This is a genomic window from Streptomyces sp. NPDC054794 (genome assembly GCF_053611585.1).
Map to the genome: position 1 here is coordinate 1 of NZ_JBSHAQ010000097.1, position 18,216 is coordinate 18,216.

Consider the following 18,216-nt stretch of genomic DNA (forward strand, 5'->3'; position numbering starts at 1 on the left):
CTTTTTCCGTGGCGGGCCCTCCCCCCAATTTAACCCCCCATTCCCGGGTACCCGGTCTTTTTTTTTTTTGCGGCCGGGGGCGGCCCCCCCCGCGGCGGGGGGGGGCCCGTGGGGGCCCCCCCGCGGGCCCCGCTCGGCCCTCAACCGGTGTGGGTGATGGGCCCGGTGCACACGTCGAAGGCGTGCGTGACCTCGGCATCGGTGCCGGGCAGGAGCAGGGCGCGGGCCCGCTCCTCGGAGTGGCGGTCGGTGGCGGTCAATCGCGTGTGGTGCTGCGCGAGGTGCTCCGCCCAGGAGCCGACGAGGTAGTTCTCGATGTAGCGGCCGGGTTCGTTGCCGTCCTCGTACATGCCCCAGGTGAGGGCTCCGGTACGGCGCCGGGAGCGGGCGACGTGCCGCATGGCGTCGGCGAAGGCCGGGCGGTTGCCGGGGGCGACCCGGTAGACGACGGAGACCAGCACGGGGCCGTCGGCCGGGCCCGGTTCGAAGACCAGCGGCGGTGCGGGCCAGTGGTCGGACGGTGTGGGGTCGATGCGGGCGGCGTCGTACAGCGGCCACGGCCGGACGCTGGCGGCGGCGAGGCCGAGCAGCCCCGCGGCGATCAGCAGCGCGACCGTGAGGCCCAGCCACTGCGCCAGCCCGCCCCACAGCGGTGCGGCGAGGGCTTGGCAGCCCTGGAAGACCAGCAGATAGACGGCCAGCCCGCGGGCCCGCACCCAGCCCGGCAGCCGCGTCTGGGTCGCCGCGCTCAGCGTGGACAGGACGCCGATCCAGGCCAGTCCGGCGGGCAGCAGCGCGAGCGCGACGACCCAGGTGACGTGGACCGTGGCCAGGACGACGAGGGCCACGGCGAAGGCGGCCGCGCCGGCCGCCAGGATGCCGTTGGCCCCCAGCAGTTCGCGAAGACGCGGCAGCAGGAAGGCGCCGCTGACCGCGCCGAGACCGACGGCGGCCAGCAGCAGGCCGTATCCGCCGGAACCGAGGCCGAGCGCATCACCTGCGACCAGCGGCAGCAGGGACCACACGGCGGCGGCGCCCGGTATGAACAGCGCGGTGCGCAGGAGGACGCGGCGGATGCCGGGCGCGTTCCACACGTACCGGCGGGCCGCGAGCAGCGCGGTCAGGAACCGCTCACGCTCGGCGGCCGGCACGGGCGCGACCGGCGGACGGCGCCACAGCAGCAGGACGGCCACGATGCCCACGTACGAGACGGCGTTGAAGGCGAAGGTCCAGCCCGCGCCGGCCGCGGCGACCAGCACACCGCCGATGGCCGGCCCGATGGCGCGGGCCAGGTTCATGTTGACCGCGCCCAGGGCGGAGGCCTCTCCGAGCTGGGCGCGGTCGACGAGTTCGGGCTGGATCGCCTGCCAGGCCGGGCCCATGAGCGCGGTGCCGCATCCCAGTAGGAAGGTCAGCACGAGCAGGACCACGGGGGAGAGCGCGGCGGCGAAGGCCAGCGCGGCCAGCACCGCGGCCACGCCGGCCATGGTGAGCTGCGCGACGATGAGCAGCCCGCCCCGGTCGAAGCGGTCCGCGAGCACGCCGGAGGGCAGGGCCAGCAGGACCACGGGCAGGCTGGAGGCCGTCTGGACGAGGGTGACCAGCGTCGCCCCGTGCCCGAGCAGCAGCCACTGGGCGCCGACGGTCTGCATCCAGGTGCCGACATGGGACACGAACTGCGCGATCCACAGGGCCCGGAAGACCGGCGAGACGAGCGGAGCCCACGCCGAACCGGGACTCGCGGGCCGCTCGGGGCTCCCGCTCGGCGAGGTGGCGCTCATGCTGGGACTCCCGGGCCGTAGGGCGTGTCAGGTGCCGTGTCCGACGCCGCGTCGGACAGGGCTGACGCCGCGCCGGATGCCGTGTCGGACACGGCCGTTGCCGTGCATGGTGTCATCCGAACCCCACCGTCCCGCCCCGCCTCTCCCGGCCCTCGTTCCCCAGCCCGGGTGAAACCCCCGGACGGTCGGGGTGGGTGCGGCGGGGCGCCCGGGCGGGCGCGGCATACACCCCTACCCACCGGTAGTGGCCTGCGTCACACCTTCCCTCTCCCCGTGATGATCGTCGGACGGTCTGCGCTGGGATCAAGGGCGTACCTCTGTGACGGGTGCGCCTCCTGTGACTTCTTCCGTGGCCTTACCGGGCCCTCTGTGGGGGTGGAAACGCCGTGAGTCGTCGAACGGCGCATGCGTACAGACCGTTGAGCCTCAAGCGCCGGGCGTGGCTGACGCTCGGCGCGGTGGTCCTGGGCGGTGGGGGACTGGCGAGCTACGCGCTCGCCGACCCCTCCCACGACTCCGGCGCGGCGGGCCGGCCCAAGCGGCCGGTGAAGGTCTACGACCTCACACTGAAGGGCACCGCGAGCGACAGACGGGACCTGCCCCGCACGGACACCGAGCAGTTCTCGATGCTCGGCGTCTCCTGGACGGGCGCCACCAAGCGGCTCGGCGGGACGGCGCAGGTGCGCACCCGCGCCCTGGACACCGGCGCGTGGGGCGACTGGCGGGACCTCGAAGTGAACGTCGACCCGCTGGAGCACCCGGACGCCGGTGTGCGCGGTTCCTCCGAACCGCTGTGGGTCGGCCCCTCCGACGGCGTCCAGGCGCAGGTCGTCCGCAAGAACGGCAGCACCGGCCCGCTGCCCAAGGGCCTTGAGGTCAACCTGGTCGACCCGGGCGTGGTGACCGACGCCGAGGCCGCGCATACGGACGGCGGCACCGAACCGGCCGCCTTCGCCGCCGAGACCGGCCCCGGCGCCGCGACCGACACGCCCTCCGACTCCGCCGCACCGACCGACGGCACCACCGTCGCGCCGACGGACGGCCAGAGCACCGAGCCCCCGGCCCCGACCGACAGCACACCGGCGGCCACCCCCTCCGACACGGCATCCGCGTCGGAGTCGGCGCCGGCGTCCTCGTCCCCGTCGGCGAGCGCCTCGGCCACCGTGCCCACCGCGCCGCCGTCGACCGTGCCCGAACCGCCCATCACCTCGCGCGCCGGCTGGGGCGCCGACGAGTCGATCAGCCCCGACGCGCCGGAGTACAACACGGACGTCAAGGCCGTCTTCGTCCACCACACCGACGGCGCCAACGACTACGCGTGCGCGGACTCGGCGTCGATCGTCCGGGGCATCTACGCGTACCACGTGCAGGTCAACGGCTGGAAGGACATCGGCTACAACTTCCTCGTCGACAAGTGCGGCACCGTCTTCGAGGGCCGCAAGGGCGGGGTCGACCTGCCGGTGCTCGGCGCCCACACCTACGGCTGGAACCGGGAGGCCGCCGGCATCGCCGTCCTCGGCGACTACACCACCACCAGCGCCCCCAACGCCACGCTGGCCGCCATCGCCCGCGTCGCCGCCTGGAAGCTCGGCCAGTACGGCGTCGCCCCCACCGGGACCACCCAGCTCACGGCGGGCGCCACGCAGAAGAACTACGCCGGCACCAGCTTCACCTCCGGCAGCAGCTACCCCTTCCAGCGGATCTCCGGCCACCGCGACGGCTACAACACCCAGTGCCCCGGTGACTCCCTCTACGCCCAGCTGCCCACCATCCGCGCCTGGGCGGCCGGTCCGGTCCAGGGCCTGAAGACCACCTCGGTCGGCGGCGCGGGCCTGTCGGGCTCGACGTACTACACCAAGGGCGCCGTCACGCTGCACTGGACGGCCACCACGCCGGCCGCGCTGATCTCCAAGTTCGAGCTGCTGGTCGACGGCAAGTCCGTGGCCACAGCCCCGGGCAGCGCCACGTCCGCCGGCACCACCCTGCCGCTGGGCAGCCACACCGTCGCCGTGCGGGCCGTACACCAGTCCGGCAAGACCGCGACGAGCGCCGCGCTGACCGTCGTGGCGGAGACCACCGCACCGACCTTCACCACCGCCCCGACGCTCTCCCTGCGCACCGGCACCGTCAACACCACCGCCGTCCCGGCCACGCTCGGCTGGAAGGCCACCGACAACACGGTGCTCGGCTCCGTGAAGCTGCTGGCCCCGACCACGGCGACGTACGGCCCGACCGCCACGAGCGCCGCCGTCACCGCCAAGTCCGGTGCGGCCACGACCTGGTCGCTGCGCGCCTATGACGTCGCCGGCAACTACCGCACGTCCTCGCCCGTCTTCACACCGGTGATCCTCCAGGAGAGCGCGGCCGTCAAGACCGGTACCTGGACCAGCCGTTCCTCCAGCAGCTACCTCGGCGGCGCCTCGTACTCCAGCGGCTCGAAGGGCGCGAGCCTCACCTGGACCTTCACGGGCCGCTCCGCCGCCTGGGTGGTCTCCCGCGCCACCACCTCCGGCCAGGCGTACGTCTACGTCGACGGCACCAAGGTGAGCACCGTCGACCTGAAGTCCGCCACCACCCAGTACCGCCAGGCCCTGTGGACCAAGACCTGGTCCACCAGCGCCAAGCACACCGTCAAGATCGTCGTGGTCGGCACCACGGGCCGTCCCACGGTCACCACGGACGGCCTCGTCTACCTCAAGTAGCTCCCTGCCCGACCCCAGCCGGACGCCGGCCTCCCCGGTCCGTGAACCACCGGGAGGGCCGGCGTCCTGCTTGCTTCCCCCGGACCGAGGGCCGTCCGGCGGACGCGAACGGCACCCGCGCCGACCACCGTGTCGGTGGCGGGCGCTATCGTCCTCGTTGCTTGTTCGGCCTTCCTCGGGGGCGCCATGCGCCTCAAGCGGGTCTCGCTCACGGCGGCCATATCGCTCGTCGCCGGGCTGACCACCGCCACCGTCGGCCTCACCGGCTCCGTCGCCCTGGCCGACAGCACGGCGGCTCTGCCGCTGTCCCACTACTCGCACCTGCTGGTCGACGCCGCGCACCAGCACCTCTTCTTCAGTCAGGGCCCCGCTCGACCGGCATCCCGGTGACCGACCTGGACGGCACCCCCGTCAGCACCCTCGCCGACGAGCCGGGCGCCACCGGTCTGGCGCTGTCCGCCGACGCTCACCGAGTCCGCCCGCTGGTCCACCGGCACCGCCAGCGCCTCGGCCTCCGTCGCCGTGGCGGGCGGCCGGGGCTGGTACGGATACACGGCCGAAGGCCAGGGCGCCATCGGCTCGGTGGACCCGTCCGAGAAGGCCATGCGGTTCAATCCGCTGCGGCGGCGTCACCGGAACGAGGTGACCGAACTGGGCGAGAGGATCGGCCGCGCCGTCCACGCGGCGACCCATCTCGTGGCCCTGGCCGTCGAGGCCGAGTTCTACTCCGTACGCGATGGGCCCACCCCGGTTCTCTCCCGGGCCCGGACATGTCTGCTCCCGGTCGCCGAGGCCACCGGGCGCGCCCTGGAGGCTCTCCTCGCGAGGCGGGATCCCCGCGAGGACACGGACGCCGCTCGCGCCGAACTGGCCCGGTACGCCAAGGACGACACAGGGCCTGTGTCCGTGGTGCTCCGCAGGCCGTTCACCAAGACCCTCGACCTCTGTGACGCGTCCCGGAGGACCTGAGGGCGAGTCGGAATACCGGGAACGGCGGAGTCGGAATACCGGGAACGGTCGAGTCGGAAGACCGGGGAGGGCGAGGTCGGAAGACCGTGGATGGCGGAGGGACCCCCGTGCTGTGGTTATCCGCAACATCACCTAGTCTTCGCTCACTCGCCACACACGGCCCACGGGTTCGTACACACCGTACGCACGGGTGGCACCCACTTGCGCTCACCTTCGTTCCGGGAGGTTCGACACCGTGCGCCTGCGCACTCTTCCGGCCGCCGCTGCCCTGGCGGCCCTGTTCAGCTCGGTGGTGCTCGCCGCACCGGCGTCCGCCGACTCCAGCACGTCCATACCGGTGTGGGGCGTGTCCGACACCGTGGTGGACGGCGTCCACCAGCGGGTCTTCATCAGTGACAGCTACGACAACCAGATCGTCGTCACCGACTTCACCGGCAAGGTCGTCACCAAGCTCACCGGCCTGTCCCAGGTCCGCGACCTGGAGCTGAGCCCGGACTCCGGCACGCTGTACGCCGCGGTCCCCGGCGCCGACAAGATCGTCGCCATCGACACCGCGCAGCTCACGCAGAGCGCCGAGTACCCGACGGGCGACCAGACGATCCCCTCCCGGCTCGCCTACGCCGACGGCAAGCTGTGGTTCGGCTACGGCGACCAGTGGGACTCCGGGCTCGGCGAGGTCGACCTGACCGCCGAGACGCCCACGGTCACCCTCGACCTGGCGGCCGGCCACGACTTCTCCAGCCCGCCCAAGCTCTATGCCGACCCCGACAACCCCGGCACGCTGCTCGCGCTCGACGCGAACATCAGCTCCGGCCCGATCGTCGTCTACGACATCTCCTCCGGCACCCCGGCGATCCGCGTCTCCGCCGAGAAGGGCGGTTTCTACCACGACGCCGCCCTCACTGCGGACGGCCAGAACGTCGTCGTCGCCGGCCCCGGGACGCGGGCACTCACCGAGTACCGCCTCTCCGACCTGTCCGAGGTGCGCACCTTCCCGACCGTTTCGGAACCGGAGACGGTCAGTGTCGCCCCGGACGGCACGGTCGCGGCCACCGTCCTCGACACCGACGACGTCGGCGACACCTATGTCTTCGGCACCGACCCCGCCCAGCCGACCAGCATCCGCAACCTGTCGCACACCTGGATGCCCGGGGGCGGACACTCCACCAACTGGTCGCCCGACGGCTCGCAGTTGTTCGTGCTGACCGGCTCCAGCGATTCCATGCAGTTCCAGACCGTCGACGCGCCCCGCAAGTACGCCCCCACCCTGACGGCCGACGCCCCGTCGAAGGCCACCCGCGCCAAGTCCCTCACCGTCAAGGGCAAGCTGACCGCGAACCTGGCGCTGCCCGCGGGCACCCCGCTGCAGGTCACCCGCACCGACCTGGACTCGCCGAACGGCAAGTCCCTCGGCACCAAGCCCCTCGGCACGGGCGGCGCGTACTCCTTCACGGACACCCCGCCGGCCGGCGGCAAGGTGAAGTACACGGTGACGTACGCCGGTGACACCACGCACACCGCGGCGACGGCCTCGGACACCGTCGACGTCTCGCGCGCCGCCCCCGCACTGACGCTGAACAACAACGGCAAGGTGTACGACTACGCCAAGTCCGTCACGTTCACGGCGCACCTCGGCACGACCTACAAGAACCGCACGGTCGAGATCTGGGCCAACCCGTACGGCGGCGACAAGCCCAACACCCTGGTGAAGTCCGGCACGGTCAACTCCAGCGGCAACCTCTCGGTCACCCTCACCCTGAAGCGGAAGACCGTGCTCACGGCGAAGTTCGCGGGCGACGCGCGCTACGCGCCGAAGACGACGACGAGCACGGTCGGCGCGCGGGTGAAGACCTCCACGGCGCTCGGCGGCGCCTACAAGACCAAGTACGCGTGGAGCCACACCTATTACTACTTCCACCAGTCCAAGGATCCGGTCGTCACGACCACGATGACGCCGTACCCGGGCCGCAAGCAGCTGCTGCAGATCCAGGTCTACGCCGGCGGTATCTGGCAGACCACGGCGAAGCAGTACTTCGCGCTCGACTCCGCGGGCAAGTCCGTCGTCACGCTCACGGGCACCCCGCCCACCGGCTACCGCTTCCGGGTCCGCGACTCGTACATCAGCGGCTCGGGCGACAGCGTGAACACGACGACGTACGGCACCTGGAAGTACTTCACCTTCACGAGCTGAGGCCCCGCCTCCGCATCGCCGGGCTGGACGACGAAGAACCCCCGGGCCTGTGGCCTGGGGGTTCTTCGTCGCTCCGCAGCAACTCCCGCCGATTCCGGCCGCGTTCTCGCGCCACCCGGCCTGTCCGGCTCCGCGGACCATGCGGCCGCTTCTTACCTCACACCGAGAACCTGCCCTGCTTTCCGGCCATCTCTAAGAGGGGCGCATGACGTGGGGGGAACCGAGCGAGGCGACGAGAACCGAAAGTGAGACAGCGTGTCGGCCATCAGCCAGCGGTTACACCTGGTGCTGCTTGCCGCCTGGACAGCCCTCTGGTTCGCCGTGGTCCAGCCGCACGGTGGGTTCTCCTGGCACTACCTGCGTACGGGTGGGGAGTTGCTCTACGCGGGCTCGGGCAGGGCGGACGGCGGTCTGAATCTGTACGCCCACCACCCCGAACTCCAGATGGGTCCCGTCAGCTTCCTGGCGGCGGGCCTGTTCAACCCTCTTCCCGAGTCGGACGGGCAGTTCCTGGCCGCCGCTGTGATGTCCCTGCTCGGTCTGCTGATCCTGGTGGTGGCCGGACGCAGCGCCGCCTGGCATCTCCTGGGCACGGGCACCAATCACCAGCGACTGCGGCAGCGGGTGCTGATCGCGGGCCTGGCCTTCATCCCGATGTGGATCGAGGTCGCCGTCCGCTTCGGCCACCTCGACGACGTACTGGCACTGTTCTTCACCGCCCTTGCCGTATGCGCTCTCACCCGCGGCAACCCCGCTATGACGGGCGTCTTCCTGGCCCTGGCCATGGACTCCAAACCGACCGCGCTCGCCTTCCTGCCGCTGCTGCTCGCACTGCCGAGGAAGCAGTGGCTGCGCGCGGGTCTGTGGTGCGCGGCTCTGGTCGCGCTCGCCTGGCTGCCGTTCCTCCTCAGTGCCCCGCAGTCGTTGACCGCGGCCGAGTTCACCATCCCCAACCAGCCCGCGTCCGCGCTGCACTGGCTCGGCGTCGACGATCCGCGGACCCCTCCCTGGGACCGGCCCGCTCAGGCCGCGCTGGGGCTGGCGCTGGGTTGCGTCGCGGTCTGGCGAGGCCGCTGGCCCGCCGTCGTCCTGCTCGGCGCCAACGCCCGGATCGCCCTGGACCCCAGCGTCTACACGTACTACACCGCCTCCGTCCTGCTGGGCACACTGCTGTGGGACGTGATCGGACAGCGGCGCCTGGTGCCGTGGTGGAGCTGGATCGGCCTGATCACCCTGTACGGCACGGTCTTCGTCGTTCCCGGCGACGCGGCCCGCGGCCTGATCCGCCTGGGCTTCGTCATCGCCTCCACCGCGTACGTCCTGCTCTGGCCGGTACGGGACCGGCGTCGGCGACACCCCCGTTCCCGCGGTAGGCGGGTAGGGGCCGATCAGGTCACCCGTGTCAGGTAGGCCCGTCCGGGCTCCGGGAGAAGGCCGTGTCGCCGGCCATCGCCATGATCGCGTCCTTGACGAGCAGGATCCGCGGCGGGTAGGCCTGCGTCTTGTCCCCGGGGTCGTCCAGTGCGGACGTGCGCCAGGCCTCCGCTCCGGTGCGGCTGTCCAGTGCCAGCAGACGGCCGAAGCGGTTGGAGAAATAGACCCGCTTGTACGCCGCCGACACCGCGGGCGCGGACAGGCTCTCCACGTCCGTCACCCGCTGCCAGAGCTGTCTGCCGCTGTCCGCCGACACCGCGGTGACCGACCCGTCGGACCGGACGAAGTAGACGACGCCGTCCACCAGGGTGGCCGCGCCGGTCAGCGCATGTGCCAGCGGTATCCGTCTGACCTGCCCGGTTTCCGAGGCCACCCGCAGCAGCGCGTTGTACGGCCGTTCGTACCCGGCGTCGTACACGTCCTTCGCCGTCTGCGGGGCGAGGAACAGGGGCTGTCCGCCGACCGCGCCGAGCGCCAGCGCCTTCTTGGGCAGTGTGGCGGTCTCGGTCAGGCTGCCGGGTCCGAGCCTCATCAGCTCGACCGGGGCCTGGCCGGGCTCGGTGGCCTTCGAGCACAGGGCGTAGGGGACGCCTCCCGGCGCCGACGGAGTGCAGTACTCGTCCAGCGAGGCCGCCCGCCACAGTTCCTTGCCGGACGACCCGTAAGCCACGAACGACGAGTCGTCGGGAGACAGGGTCAGCAGTCCGCCGTCGTACAGGACCGCGTCCTCGGACGGGCTGATGTCGCGCTGCCACCGCCGGTGCCCGTTACCGACGTCGAGGGCCACCAGGCGCCTGGTCCTGTCGTCCGGTTCCTCGTACATGTAGACCAGCCCGTCGCGAACGCCGATCGGCTGCACCCCCTGCGGGCGGGTGCCGGTCCGCCACAGGGTGCGGCCGGAGGCCGCGTCGATCCTGGCGGCCGTGAAGCCCGTACCGCCGCAGAACAGGGCGCTCGCCTTCGCCACGCATCCGGGGCTGTCGTAGTCGAGAGGAATACCCTTCACGTCGTACCGCAGCTCCTTCTGCCACGGCCGCCAGCCGGCGGGCAGTGACGCGGTACGGGCGGTGGCCGTGGCGTCGGAGACAGCGGTCCCGGAGGCGGGGGTGCCGTCCGGATCGGACCCGAAGACACCCACCCCGACACCCAGTCCCGTGACGGCCAGCGCCGCGCCGAGGCCGGTGAGCAGCAGCCGGGCTCGGCGTCGCTTGTCGGTGCCGGTCGCGGCGCCCGTGGAGGTGGTGGCCGCGGTCCGAGAAGTGGGGCGGCGCCGGGGTTTCGCGGACCGCCCGGTCTTCGGTGCGGCGGTGGCGTCGGATTCCGGCAGGGCCTGGAGCATGCGGTGTACGTCCGTCAGATCCGGCCGTGCGGCCGGGTCCTTGTCCAGGCAGCGCTCGACGATGCCGAGGAGCGCCTCGGGCACCCCGTCGAGGTCCGGCGTCCCGAACACCACCTGATAGCCGGTGATGTACGGGCTGTCGGCGTCGAACGGTCCCGTGCCGACGGCCGCGAACACCAGCAGCGACCCCAGCGAGAACACGTCCGAGGCCGGGGTGACGTCTCGGGGAGAGGCCAGTTGTTCCGGCGACATGAAGGGCGGAGTGCCGATCATCCGCCCGGTCGTGGTGAGTCTCTGGTTGTCGGAGGCGCGCGATATGCCGAAGTCGATGACGCGCGGGCCGTCCCCGGTCATCAGGACGTTGCCCGGTTTGAGGTCCCGGTGCACCAGGCCCGCCCGGTGGATGTCGCGCAGCGCCTCGGTGAGCCCCAGCCCCAGCGCGCGCAGCTCCCGCCGGCTCAGCGGGCCGTCCTGCTCCACGACTTCGGCGAGGTTGAGCCCCGGCACGTAGAGCGTCGCCATCCACGGCCGCTCGGCGTCCGGGTCGGCGTCCACGACAGGCGCGGTGAAGGCGCCGCTGACTCTGCGCGCTGCCGCGATCTCCTGCCTGAAGCGCGTCCGGAACTCCTCCTCCTGGGCATACGGCGCGTGCACCAGCTTGACCGCGACCTGGCGTCCCGAGGCGGAGACTCCCAGGTAGACGACTCCCATGCCGCCCGTCCCGAGCCGACCGAGAAGGGTGTACCCGCCTATGGATTCCGGGTCCCCGGTGCTCAGGGGCGTCATCGCCGATCGTCCTTCCCAGCGCCTGCCTGCCTCACGGGGTCAGCGTAGAGCCTGCCGCCCCGAAGGCCGTGCGATGGGTCATCCATCCCATTCGACATCCCATGAAGGCCACGTCTTCGCAGTTCAGAGCCGGTGCGAGCGTTCCAGCGTCCCGGAACTCCCGGCGGGAATGGCGGGCGGAACGCCGCACGGCACAGGCTTGGGTCATCCGAACGCGGCGCCCCGCCGGACACGGTGAGCGGACCCGCTCAACTCCGCGTTCCCGGGCCGCACTTCCGGCGCAAGCCCGACCGGCACAGCCCACAAGCAGAAGATCATCTTCCCGATTCAGAGAAAGCAGGCAGTCCACTCATGCGTATCGCCACTCGCTTCGTCTCCCGCTCGGCCGCCTCCTCCATGGTCGTCGCCGCGGCCCTCGCGCTCGTCGGCCTCCAGGCCACCGAGCAGACCGCCTCCGCCACCACCAAGGCGGCCCCCTCGGTCGTCACCTGCACCACGGCGAACACCAAGCTGACCGTCACCGAGGTGTCCCGCCCGATCAACCACCTGCTGCTCAAGGCCACCAACACCGGCACCAAGGCCTGCTACGCCTACATCGCCCCCTTCCTGAGGGCCGGCGCCGACGCCCAGGCCCCGCTGCCGTGGGCCGAGGAGACCACGCCGCAGGCCGTGGTGACGCTCAAGCCCGGCCAGTCGGCGTACGCGGGCATCACGACGTCCACCCCCGAAGGCGAAGGCGGAGCCAAGGAGAAGACCCTGGGCGTCTTCTTCACCGACAGGAACGGCAACGCGATCAACAAGGAGAAGACCCTGAAGCTGCCGAACGACGGAATCTTCTTCAACAGCGCCGCCACCGTCACCTACTGGCAGGACAACGCCCAGGACGCGCTCGCCTGGTAGCGGCCCTGGCTCCCGCCGCCGGTTCGGGAGGGCGGCGGGGGCGAGGTACCGCCCTGGGGCCGCACGCTCCATCAGCTGCGGCGCTTACGGGTGATTTTGAGCGGCGCTGTCTCACCCACGGCCTCTCGCACGCACGTCCGCGTAATCATACGAGTACGCGATGTTATTGGACTGTTCAGGACAGTATGAGCGGATCCGGGACGGCGTGATCTGACCTGGGCGGTGAGAGGAGAAGCGCATGGCACGCAGATGGGCGGCACTTCTGGCCGTCGTGGGGCTGGTTGCCGCGGCACTGGGCCTGGCCGCGCCGGCTCAGGCCGGAACGCGGCAGCTCAAGGTCGCCACGTACAACATCTATCTGGGCGCCGACCTCGCCCCCCTGGCCCTTGCGCAGACTCCGCAGGAGCTCGTCGCGCGAGCCGGGATCGCCTACGACCAGGTGGTCGCCACCGACTTCCCCTCCCGCGCCCGGGCCATCTCGCGCCTGCTCAGGAGCGAGCGCCCCGAGGTCATCGGCCTGCAGGAGGTGGCCCTGTGGAAGAAGGGCCCGCTGGGCGGTCGCCTCCACACCACTTACGACTTCCTGGACATCCTGCTCCGCGAGCTGCGCAGGGCGGGTCTCCACTACCGGGCCGCCGCGGTCGACGACACCGGCACCACCACGCTGCCGATCAGCGCCACCGAACAGGCGAGTTTCACGAACCGGGACGCGATCCTGGTACAGGACGGAGTCTCGGTGACGAACGCGCAGGCGCACCTCTATGCCGCGAAGCTCGTGATCACCACCCCGTTCGGACTCACTTTCACCACCCTGAGGGGCTGGTCCGCGGTGGACGTCGCCCTCAAGGGCAAGTCGACACGGGTGCGGGTGGCCACCACACACCTGCAGCCAGGGGTGCCGGCCATTCGCAACGCCCAGGGGCGGGAGCTGTACGCCGCGCTGGCACGGTCGCCGTATCCCGTCACCGCTCTTGGCGACTTCAACACCCTGCCCACCGAAGCGACCGGACCGTACGTCACGTTCACCAACGGCGGCTACGACGACGCTTGGCGAACCGTCCACGGCCCCGGGGGTGGATTCACCGCCGTTCAGGACCCCGATCTGCGCAACCTGCCGTCCAAACTCAGCGCGCGCATCGACTACGTCTTCTACCAGCCCGCACACCTTTCGGCCGCCTCCGCCCACCTGATCGGAGACAAGGTGAGGGACCGGACTCCCAAGGGCCTGTGGCCGTCCGATCACGCGGGCCTGGTGGTGGGGCTGCACCTCCGATAGGGCTCGGTCGAGAATCCCGGAGGTCGGTGCACCAGTCGTCGTCGGCCTCACTTGACATTGGTCGATCAACTGTCGGACTGCAGGGCCCAGTTGCCAGGATGGGAGCTGCCGCGCACGCCACTCACCGGGCCGGCACCCGCGAACGGCGACCCTCCATCGGGAGGTGGTCGCCGGGCTCGACGGCATGGTGCGCACGGAGCATGCGAAGCACCACAAGGAGCGGTGCGGCGCCCGCCCACCGGGCGGGACAACAAGGAACCCCCGGGCCTCTGGCCTGGGGATTTCGCATGGAGCGCGTGACGAGGATCGAACTCGCGCTCTCAGCTTGGCAAGCGACGGCACCTGTGCCGCGAACCGGCCCCAGGCCCGCCCCACCCGCTGTCGTGGCCCGACCTTCCCCGTGCTAGGTTGCGCCCCTTGATCGTGAAGGTTGTATGGGGGGCCTTTCATGAAGCTGGCGCGATTCTCGTCGCCAACCGCCGCAGCGCTGCTCATGGGATTGACGACTGTCATCGGTCCCGGCGCGGTCGACTCGTACGCGGCGTCGGACATACCGCTGCCGATCGCGCGCTTCTCGCACCTGGTCGTGGACGAGCCGCACGCACACCTGTTCATCAGCGGCGGCCCCGGCACCGACGGCATTCTCGTCACCGACCTCGACGGTGGGAACCCGACGGTGATCAGTGGTGAGCCAGGTGCCACCGGTCTGGCCCTCTCCGACGACGGATCCGCGCTGTACGCGGCTCTCCCGGGCCAGGACGCGATCGCGGCGATCAGTACGGAGAAGCTGACCGAGTCGGCTCGTTACGGCACGGGCGCGGGTACCCATCCGGACTCGCTGGCCGTCGCTGGGGGCACCCTCTGGTTCGGCTACGGCACAGCGGGCGTCGGCGGCATCGGATCCGTCGACGGCGCCGGTACGGTCACTTTGGGGCAGGATTCCGGCAGTTGGGCAGCAGCGCCCACGCTGGCGACGACCCCGACGCCCTCCGGCGTACTCGCTGCCGCCGTGCAGACGGGCGACACCTCCGCCTTCGTCACATACCAGGCCCAGGGCGGTGCGCTGACCCGGCAGGCCGCGAAGGCGCTGCCCATCCCCGACCTGAGCGACTTCGCGGTCACGGCGGACGGGCTGCATCTGGCGGTCCCGTCATTTCAAGGCGCGACCGCCAATCGGTACCGCACTTCGGATCTGGCGGTTGACGGGCAGTTCGCCGCGGGGGTGGACGGCCGGGCTGTCGCCGTGGCCCCGGACGGGACCATGGCCAGTGGCGACCGCGCGATCGTGACGTTTCCGGAAACGGGCGAGGGCCACTACACCGAGTACTTCTACGCCCGGGAGCTGAACTCCGCCGCGCACGGCCTCGCCTGGGCACCGGACGAGAGCCGGGCCTACGGCGTGGCCGTCGACGCCTCCGGGGGAACACCGACGCTCCACATCTCTCGTAACCCGGAAATCGCCCCGGTCACGCTCCACGGAAGCTGGATCACTCCGCTCGCCCCCGGCGAGGCCTACTCGTTCGTGGTGTCGCCCGATTCGACCCTCGGCCTCAGCTCCGGGGAATCCATGATTCCCGGCACCGTACGCATCACGCGCTACGACGACGCCGATTCGGACGGCGTGCTCGTCCCGGACCCGACAGCCACCCCGGCGAGCCCGGTCAGCTTCTTCGGCTCCTACCGGGTCGACGGCACGGCACCCCTCACCGGTCAACTGAGCTTCCGCGGCGCCTACTCCGGTAGCGGCCACTACGGACCGGCCGGACGGTCCTTCGACATCCCGGTCGCCAAGTACGCACCCACCGCGGCGCTGACCGCTCCCTCCTCCGCCGATCGTGGCGCACCGCTCACCGTCTCCGGTCACCTCACCTGGCCGCACGCGCATGTGACGACCGGCGCGGTCCACGTTGTCAAGACCGACATGGCGTACCCCTCCGGCTATTCGGTGGGCACCGTGCCCGTCGCCGCCGACGGCAGCTTCGCCTTCCACGACACCCCGCAGGTCGGCGGCGCGAACACGTACGCCTTCACCTACGACGGTGGTACCTCCTACCTCCCGGTCACAGCGTCGGCGAAGGTGCAGGTATCCCGAGCCACTCCGACCCTGAGTGTGGGGACCGACGCGAAGTCGTACCACTCCGGCGCGACCGTCAAGGTCACCGCGCATCTGGGGACCACGTACAACTCCCGCTCCGTGACTCTGTACGACCAGCCCGCCGGCAAGTCGCGGACGCAGCTCAAGAGCGGCAAGGTCGACGCGCACGGGAACCTTGTCGCGTATTACAAGATCACCCGCAACACCGTCTTCAGCGCGGCCTTCGCCGGGGACTACCGTTACGCCTCGCGCACGGTGACCACCAGTGCGACCCTCACGCCGACGGTCCGGACGGAGATGCAGTGGCCGCTCTCGACCACTCGCATCGGATCCACCACCTACCAGGTCTTCTACAAGTCCGAAGTCAACATGGGCTTCGACCTGAAGGCCACTCCCCATCAGTCCGGCGGCTGTATGTCGGTGTATGTCGAGCACTACCACTCGGGGGCCTGGCACCAGGTCACCTCGCAGAGTTGCGTGCCCTTGTACTCCGACGACTGGTACGGCTACGGCCGGGCTCTGAAGCTCTTCGCGAGCAACGACCACTACCGCATCCGCGGCCACTACACGCCGCCCGCCAACGGCGCACAGACCGGCAGCGTGTGGAGCCGGTGGACCTACCTCACCGTCCGCCCCGGCAGCCCCTCATGAGGCCGGGCAGCGCGGAGACGGTTGGTGGCCGGCTCCGGTCCATGGCACCGGAGTAAAAGCAGTCCGGCAAAAGGCCCGGGTCTCCGACCTGGGCCTTCGTCATGGGGCGGGTGACGAGAATCGAACTCGCGCTCTCAGCTTGGGAAGCGACGGCGCTTGGACGGTCGCATGGCGGCTGACCTGCGGGGATGGAATACGCCTGCGCCGTTGCACGGGCCGGTTGGTACCGCTGGCGACCCTGGTTGTCCGCTCTTATGGGCACGCGGTGGGCACGGCGTCGAAGGACGCCGGCCGAAGCGCTTGCGCGAACGGGCTCTGCGCTTGGCGCCGCTGTCTCCGTCGACATGCCCGGGGACTCTTGGCGAGTGCACAGCCCTTCCGGCGGGGTGCGCCTCCCGGAGGCGAGGGCGGCGTCGGTTCGGCAGCAGCGGACCGGCGACTTTCCGAGCCGTGCTCTCCTTCGGCCGCAAGACGGCGTTCCGGATACGGCACGCGCCCGCGTGTTCAGGCGGAGTCGGAGCCGGCACGGCCCGCCGATTCGCTGGCGGCACGACGGTACTCGGCGTTGATGCGCTGCGCTTCCTCGAGCTGGTCCTCGAGGATGACGATGCGGCACGCGGCCTCGATCGGAGTCCCCTTGTCGACGAGTTCCCGGGCGCGCGCGGCGATCCGCAGTTGGTAGCGGGAGTACCGGCGATGTCCTCCCTCCGAGCGGAGCGGAGTGATCAGGCGAGCCTCACCGATGGCCCGGAGGAAGGCCGGGGTGGCGCCGAGCATCTCGGCTGCCCGGCCCATCGTGTACGCGGGGTAGTCGTCGTCGTCCAGACGATCATTCAGGGGGTTGTCCGATGTCATGTCACCTCGTTGTGCAACGCGTCGAGGGGCCCTGGTGCGTACGGCACCAGGGCCCCGAAGGAAATTGAACACCATCCGTCGGCCCACTACTGTGCCGACCTTCCGTTTCCGCTACCCGGCCCGGCAGAGGGGGGTGCGGGGGGATCGCAGCTGCTTGACCGGGGACCACCATCCATTTCCGGGGTCTTGCGGTACCCGGGCCGAGTGCTTCTCGGGCCGGGCGATCCTGATGGCGTCTGCTCCTCCGTTCCTCTCTGAACCAACCACTGAGTGAACCGGTACTGCTGTTGGCAGCTCCTCGACGTGCGAGCCGCCCAGTGCGGCTCTCAGTCTCGTCACCGTTCTGGGAACACTCTGGCTTCGAGGCTCTAGAGCCGCACTGACCTGCGTACTTCGTATTCAGCCACCCGCCAGTTCGTGTCTGGCGGGTCTCGTCGACCGTGCCTACGAGAAGAAGCGTACCCATGTCAGGAACGAAAATCTACTCACGCAAAAGCAGATTTCACCCTTCTGGTGAAGGAAGAAGCCTGCCGCGACCGGGCCTCACCGGTTGACGGAAGCCGCCTCCTGCCGAGCGCGCAACTGCTTCAGCCCCACGGGCGGTTCCTGATGCAGGTGGGCCGAATAAGCTGTGCTGTCATGTCGAACCCTGATGAGCTGCTCGTCGCCATCTCCGCCGCGGTGGAGTCCGAGCGAAGCAATCAGATGTCGCTGACCGTGGTCGTCGGCGGCGCCGTCATCACCGGCCGGCTGGCTCCGGAGGCCGTGTGGAGGGAGCGGGTGGCGGAGGTCCTGAAGGACTCGGACCGTCTCGGCCCGTTCTCGGACGTCTTTGCGCGCGGTCCGCGAGGGAACGGGCCCGGGCGCGGCGAGGCGCCCACGCATCTGCACTTTCATCTCGCTCGGATCCTGCAGGGCAGCCTCGGCATCCCGGAGACGGGCGGCATGTACCGAGTCGCGATCAAGGACGTCAGCGCATGGACCGTAGGAGATCTCATCCACTTCGACCGGTGAGACGCTGCCTCCGCCCCGTGCCCGGCCGGCGCTTTCCGAGCCGACGGCGACACAGCGGTGGGGGGGGGGGGGCGGGGGGGCGCGCGGGCCCCCCCCCCGCCCGGGGGGGGGGGGGCCCCCCGCGCCCCGGCCCCCCCCCCCCCGGCCGGCCCACAAGTGGGGGAGAGGGAAGTAAAAGGCGGGGCACCCCGGCGGGGCCGGGCAAAAACAAAAAACCAATAAA

At 70.7% G+C, this 18,216-nt stretch carries 12 protein-coding genes; 9 read left to right on the forward strand and 3 right to left on the reverse strand.

The window, feature by feature from the left end; genetic code table 11:
- Positions 1-140: 140 nt before the first annotated feature.
- The gene (locus ACWGKT_RS46505; protein WP_453278504.1) at positions 141-1,781 is read right to left on the reverse strand and encodes an MFS transporter; all 1,641 of its coding nucleotides are present in this window, start codon (positions 1,779-1,781) and stop codon (positions 141-143) included.
- Positions 1,782-2,407: 626 nt separating this feature from the next.
- On the opposite strand from ACWGKT_RS46505, the gene ACWGKT_RS46510 reads away from it, so the two are divergent.
- From ACWGKT_RS46510 to ACWGKT_RS46530, 5 genes are all read left to right on the forward strand, one after another.
- Complete coding sequence (locus ACWGKT_RS46510) at positions 2,408-4,483, forward strand: N-acetylmuramoyl-L-alanine amidase (RefSeq protein WP_453278512.1); 2,076 nt, start codon at positions 2,408-2,410, stop codon at positions 4,481-4,483.
- Between the two features lie 135 nt (positions 4,484-4,618).
- On the forward strand, positions 4,619-4,873 hold the full coding sequence (locus tag ACWGKT_RS46515) for a hypothetical protein (RefSeq protein WP_453278505.1): 255 nt from the start codon (positions 4,619-4,621) through the stop codon (positions 4,871-4,873).
- Positions 4,874-5,005: 132 nt separating this feature from the next.
- The gene (locus ACWGKT_RS46520; RefSeq protein ID WP_453278506.1) at positions 5,006-5,452 is read left to right on the forward strand and encodes a hypothetical protein; all 447 of its coding nucleotides are present in this window, start codon (positions 5,006-5,008) and stop codon (positions 5,450-5,452) included.
- Between the two features lie 235 nt (positions 5,453-5,687).
- Entirely contained in the window at positions 5,688-7,643 is a 1,956-nt protein-coding gene (locus ACWGKT_RS46525) for a YncE family protein (RefSeq protein WP_453278507.1), read from the forward strand.
- A 255-nt stretch (positions 7,644-7,898) separates the two neighbouring features.
- Positions 7,899-9,053 carry a hypothetical protein gene (locus ACWGKT_RS46530; RefSeq protein WP_356149412.1) on the forward strand — a complete coding sequence of 385 codons (1,155 nt, stop codon included), beginning with the start codon at positions 7,899-7,901 and terminating at the stop codon, positions 9,051-9,053.
- On the opposite strand, the gene ACWGKT_RS46535 is transcribed toward ACWGKT_RS46530, so the two are convergent.
- Entirely contained in the window at positions 9,046-11,202 is a 2,157-nt protein-coding gene (locus tag ACWGKT_RS46535) for a protein kinase domain-containing protein (RefSeq protein ID WP_453278508.1), read from the reverse strand. The two genes, ACWGKT_RS46530 and ACWGKT_RS46535, sit on opposite strands and share 8 nt — an antisense overlap.
- Positions 11,203-11,553: 351 nt before the next feature.
- On the opposite strand from ACWGKT_RS46535, the gene ACWGKT_RS46540 reads away from it, so the two are divergent.
- The 3 genes from ACWGKT_RS46540 (at position 11,554) to ACWGKT_RS46550 (ending at position 16,124) form a co-directional block, all read left to right on the forward strand.
- On the forward strand, positions 11,554-12,102 hold the full coding sequence (locus ACWGKT_RS46540; protein WP_453278509.1) for a DUF4232 domain-containing protein: 549 nt from the start codon (positions 11,554-11,556) through the stop codon (positions 12,100-12,102).
- A 238-nt stretch (positions 12,103-12,340) separates the two neighbouring features.
- A complete protein-coding gene (locus tag ACWGKT_RS46545) occupies positions 12,341-13,378 on the forward strand; it encodes an endonuclease/exonuclease/phosphatase family protein (RefSeq protein WP_453278510.1) in 1,038 nt (345 codons plus the stop codon).
- 493 nt (positions 13,379-13,871) lie between these two features.
- The gene (locus tag ACWGKT_RS46550; RefSeq protein ID WP_453278511.1) at positions 13,872-16,124 is read left to right on the forward strand and encodes a hypothetical protein; all 2,253 of its coding nucleotides are present in this window, start codon (positions 13,872-13,874) and stop codon (positions 16,122-16,124) included.
- A gap of 504 nt (positions 16,125-16,628) precedes the next feature.
- Here ACWGKT_RS46550 and ACWGKT_RS46555 read toward each other — a convergent pair.
- Entirely contained in the window at positions 16,629-16,979 is a 351-nt protein-coding gene (locus ACWGKT_RS46555; RefSeq protein ID WP_067004705.1) for a MerR family transcriptional regulator, read from the reverse strand.
- Positions 16,980-17,618: 639 nt separating this feature from the next.
- Between ACWGKT_RS46555 and ACWGKT_RS46560 the strand changes: the two genes are divergently transcribed.
- Complete coding sequence (locus ACWGKT_RS46560) at positions 17,619-17,993, forward strand: hypothetical protein (RefSeq protein WP_453278513.1); 375 nt, start codon at positions 17,619-17,621, stop codon at positions 17,991-17,993.
- Positions 17,994-18,216 lie beyond the last annotated feature (223 nt).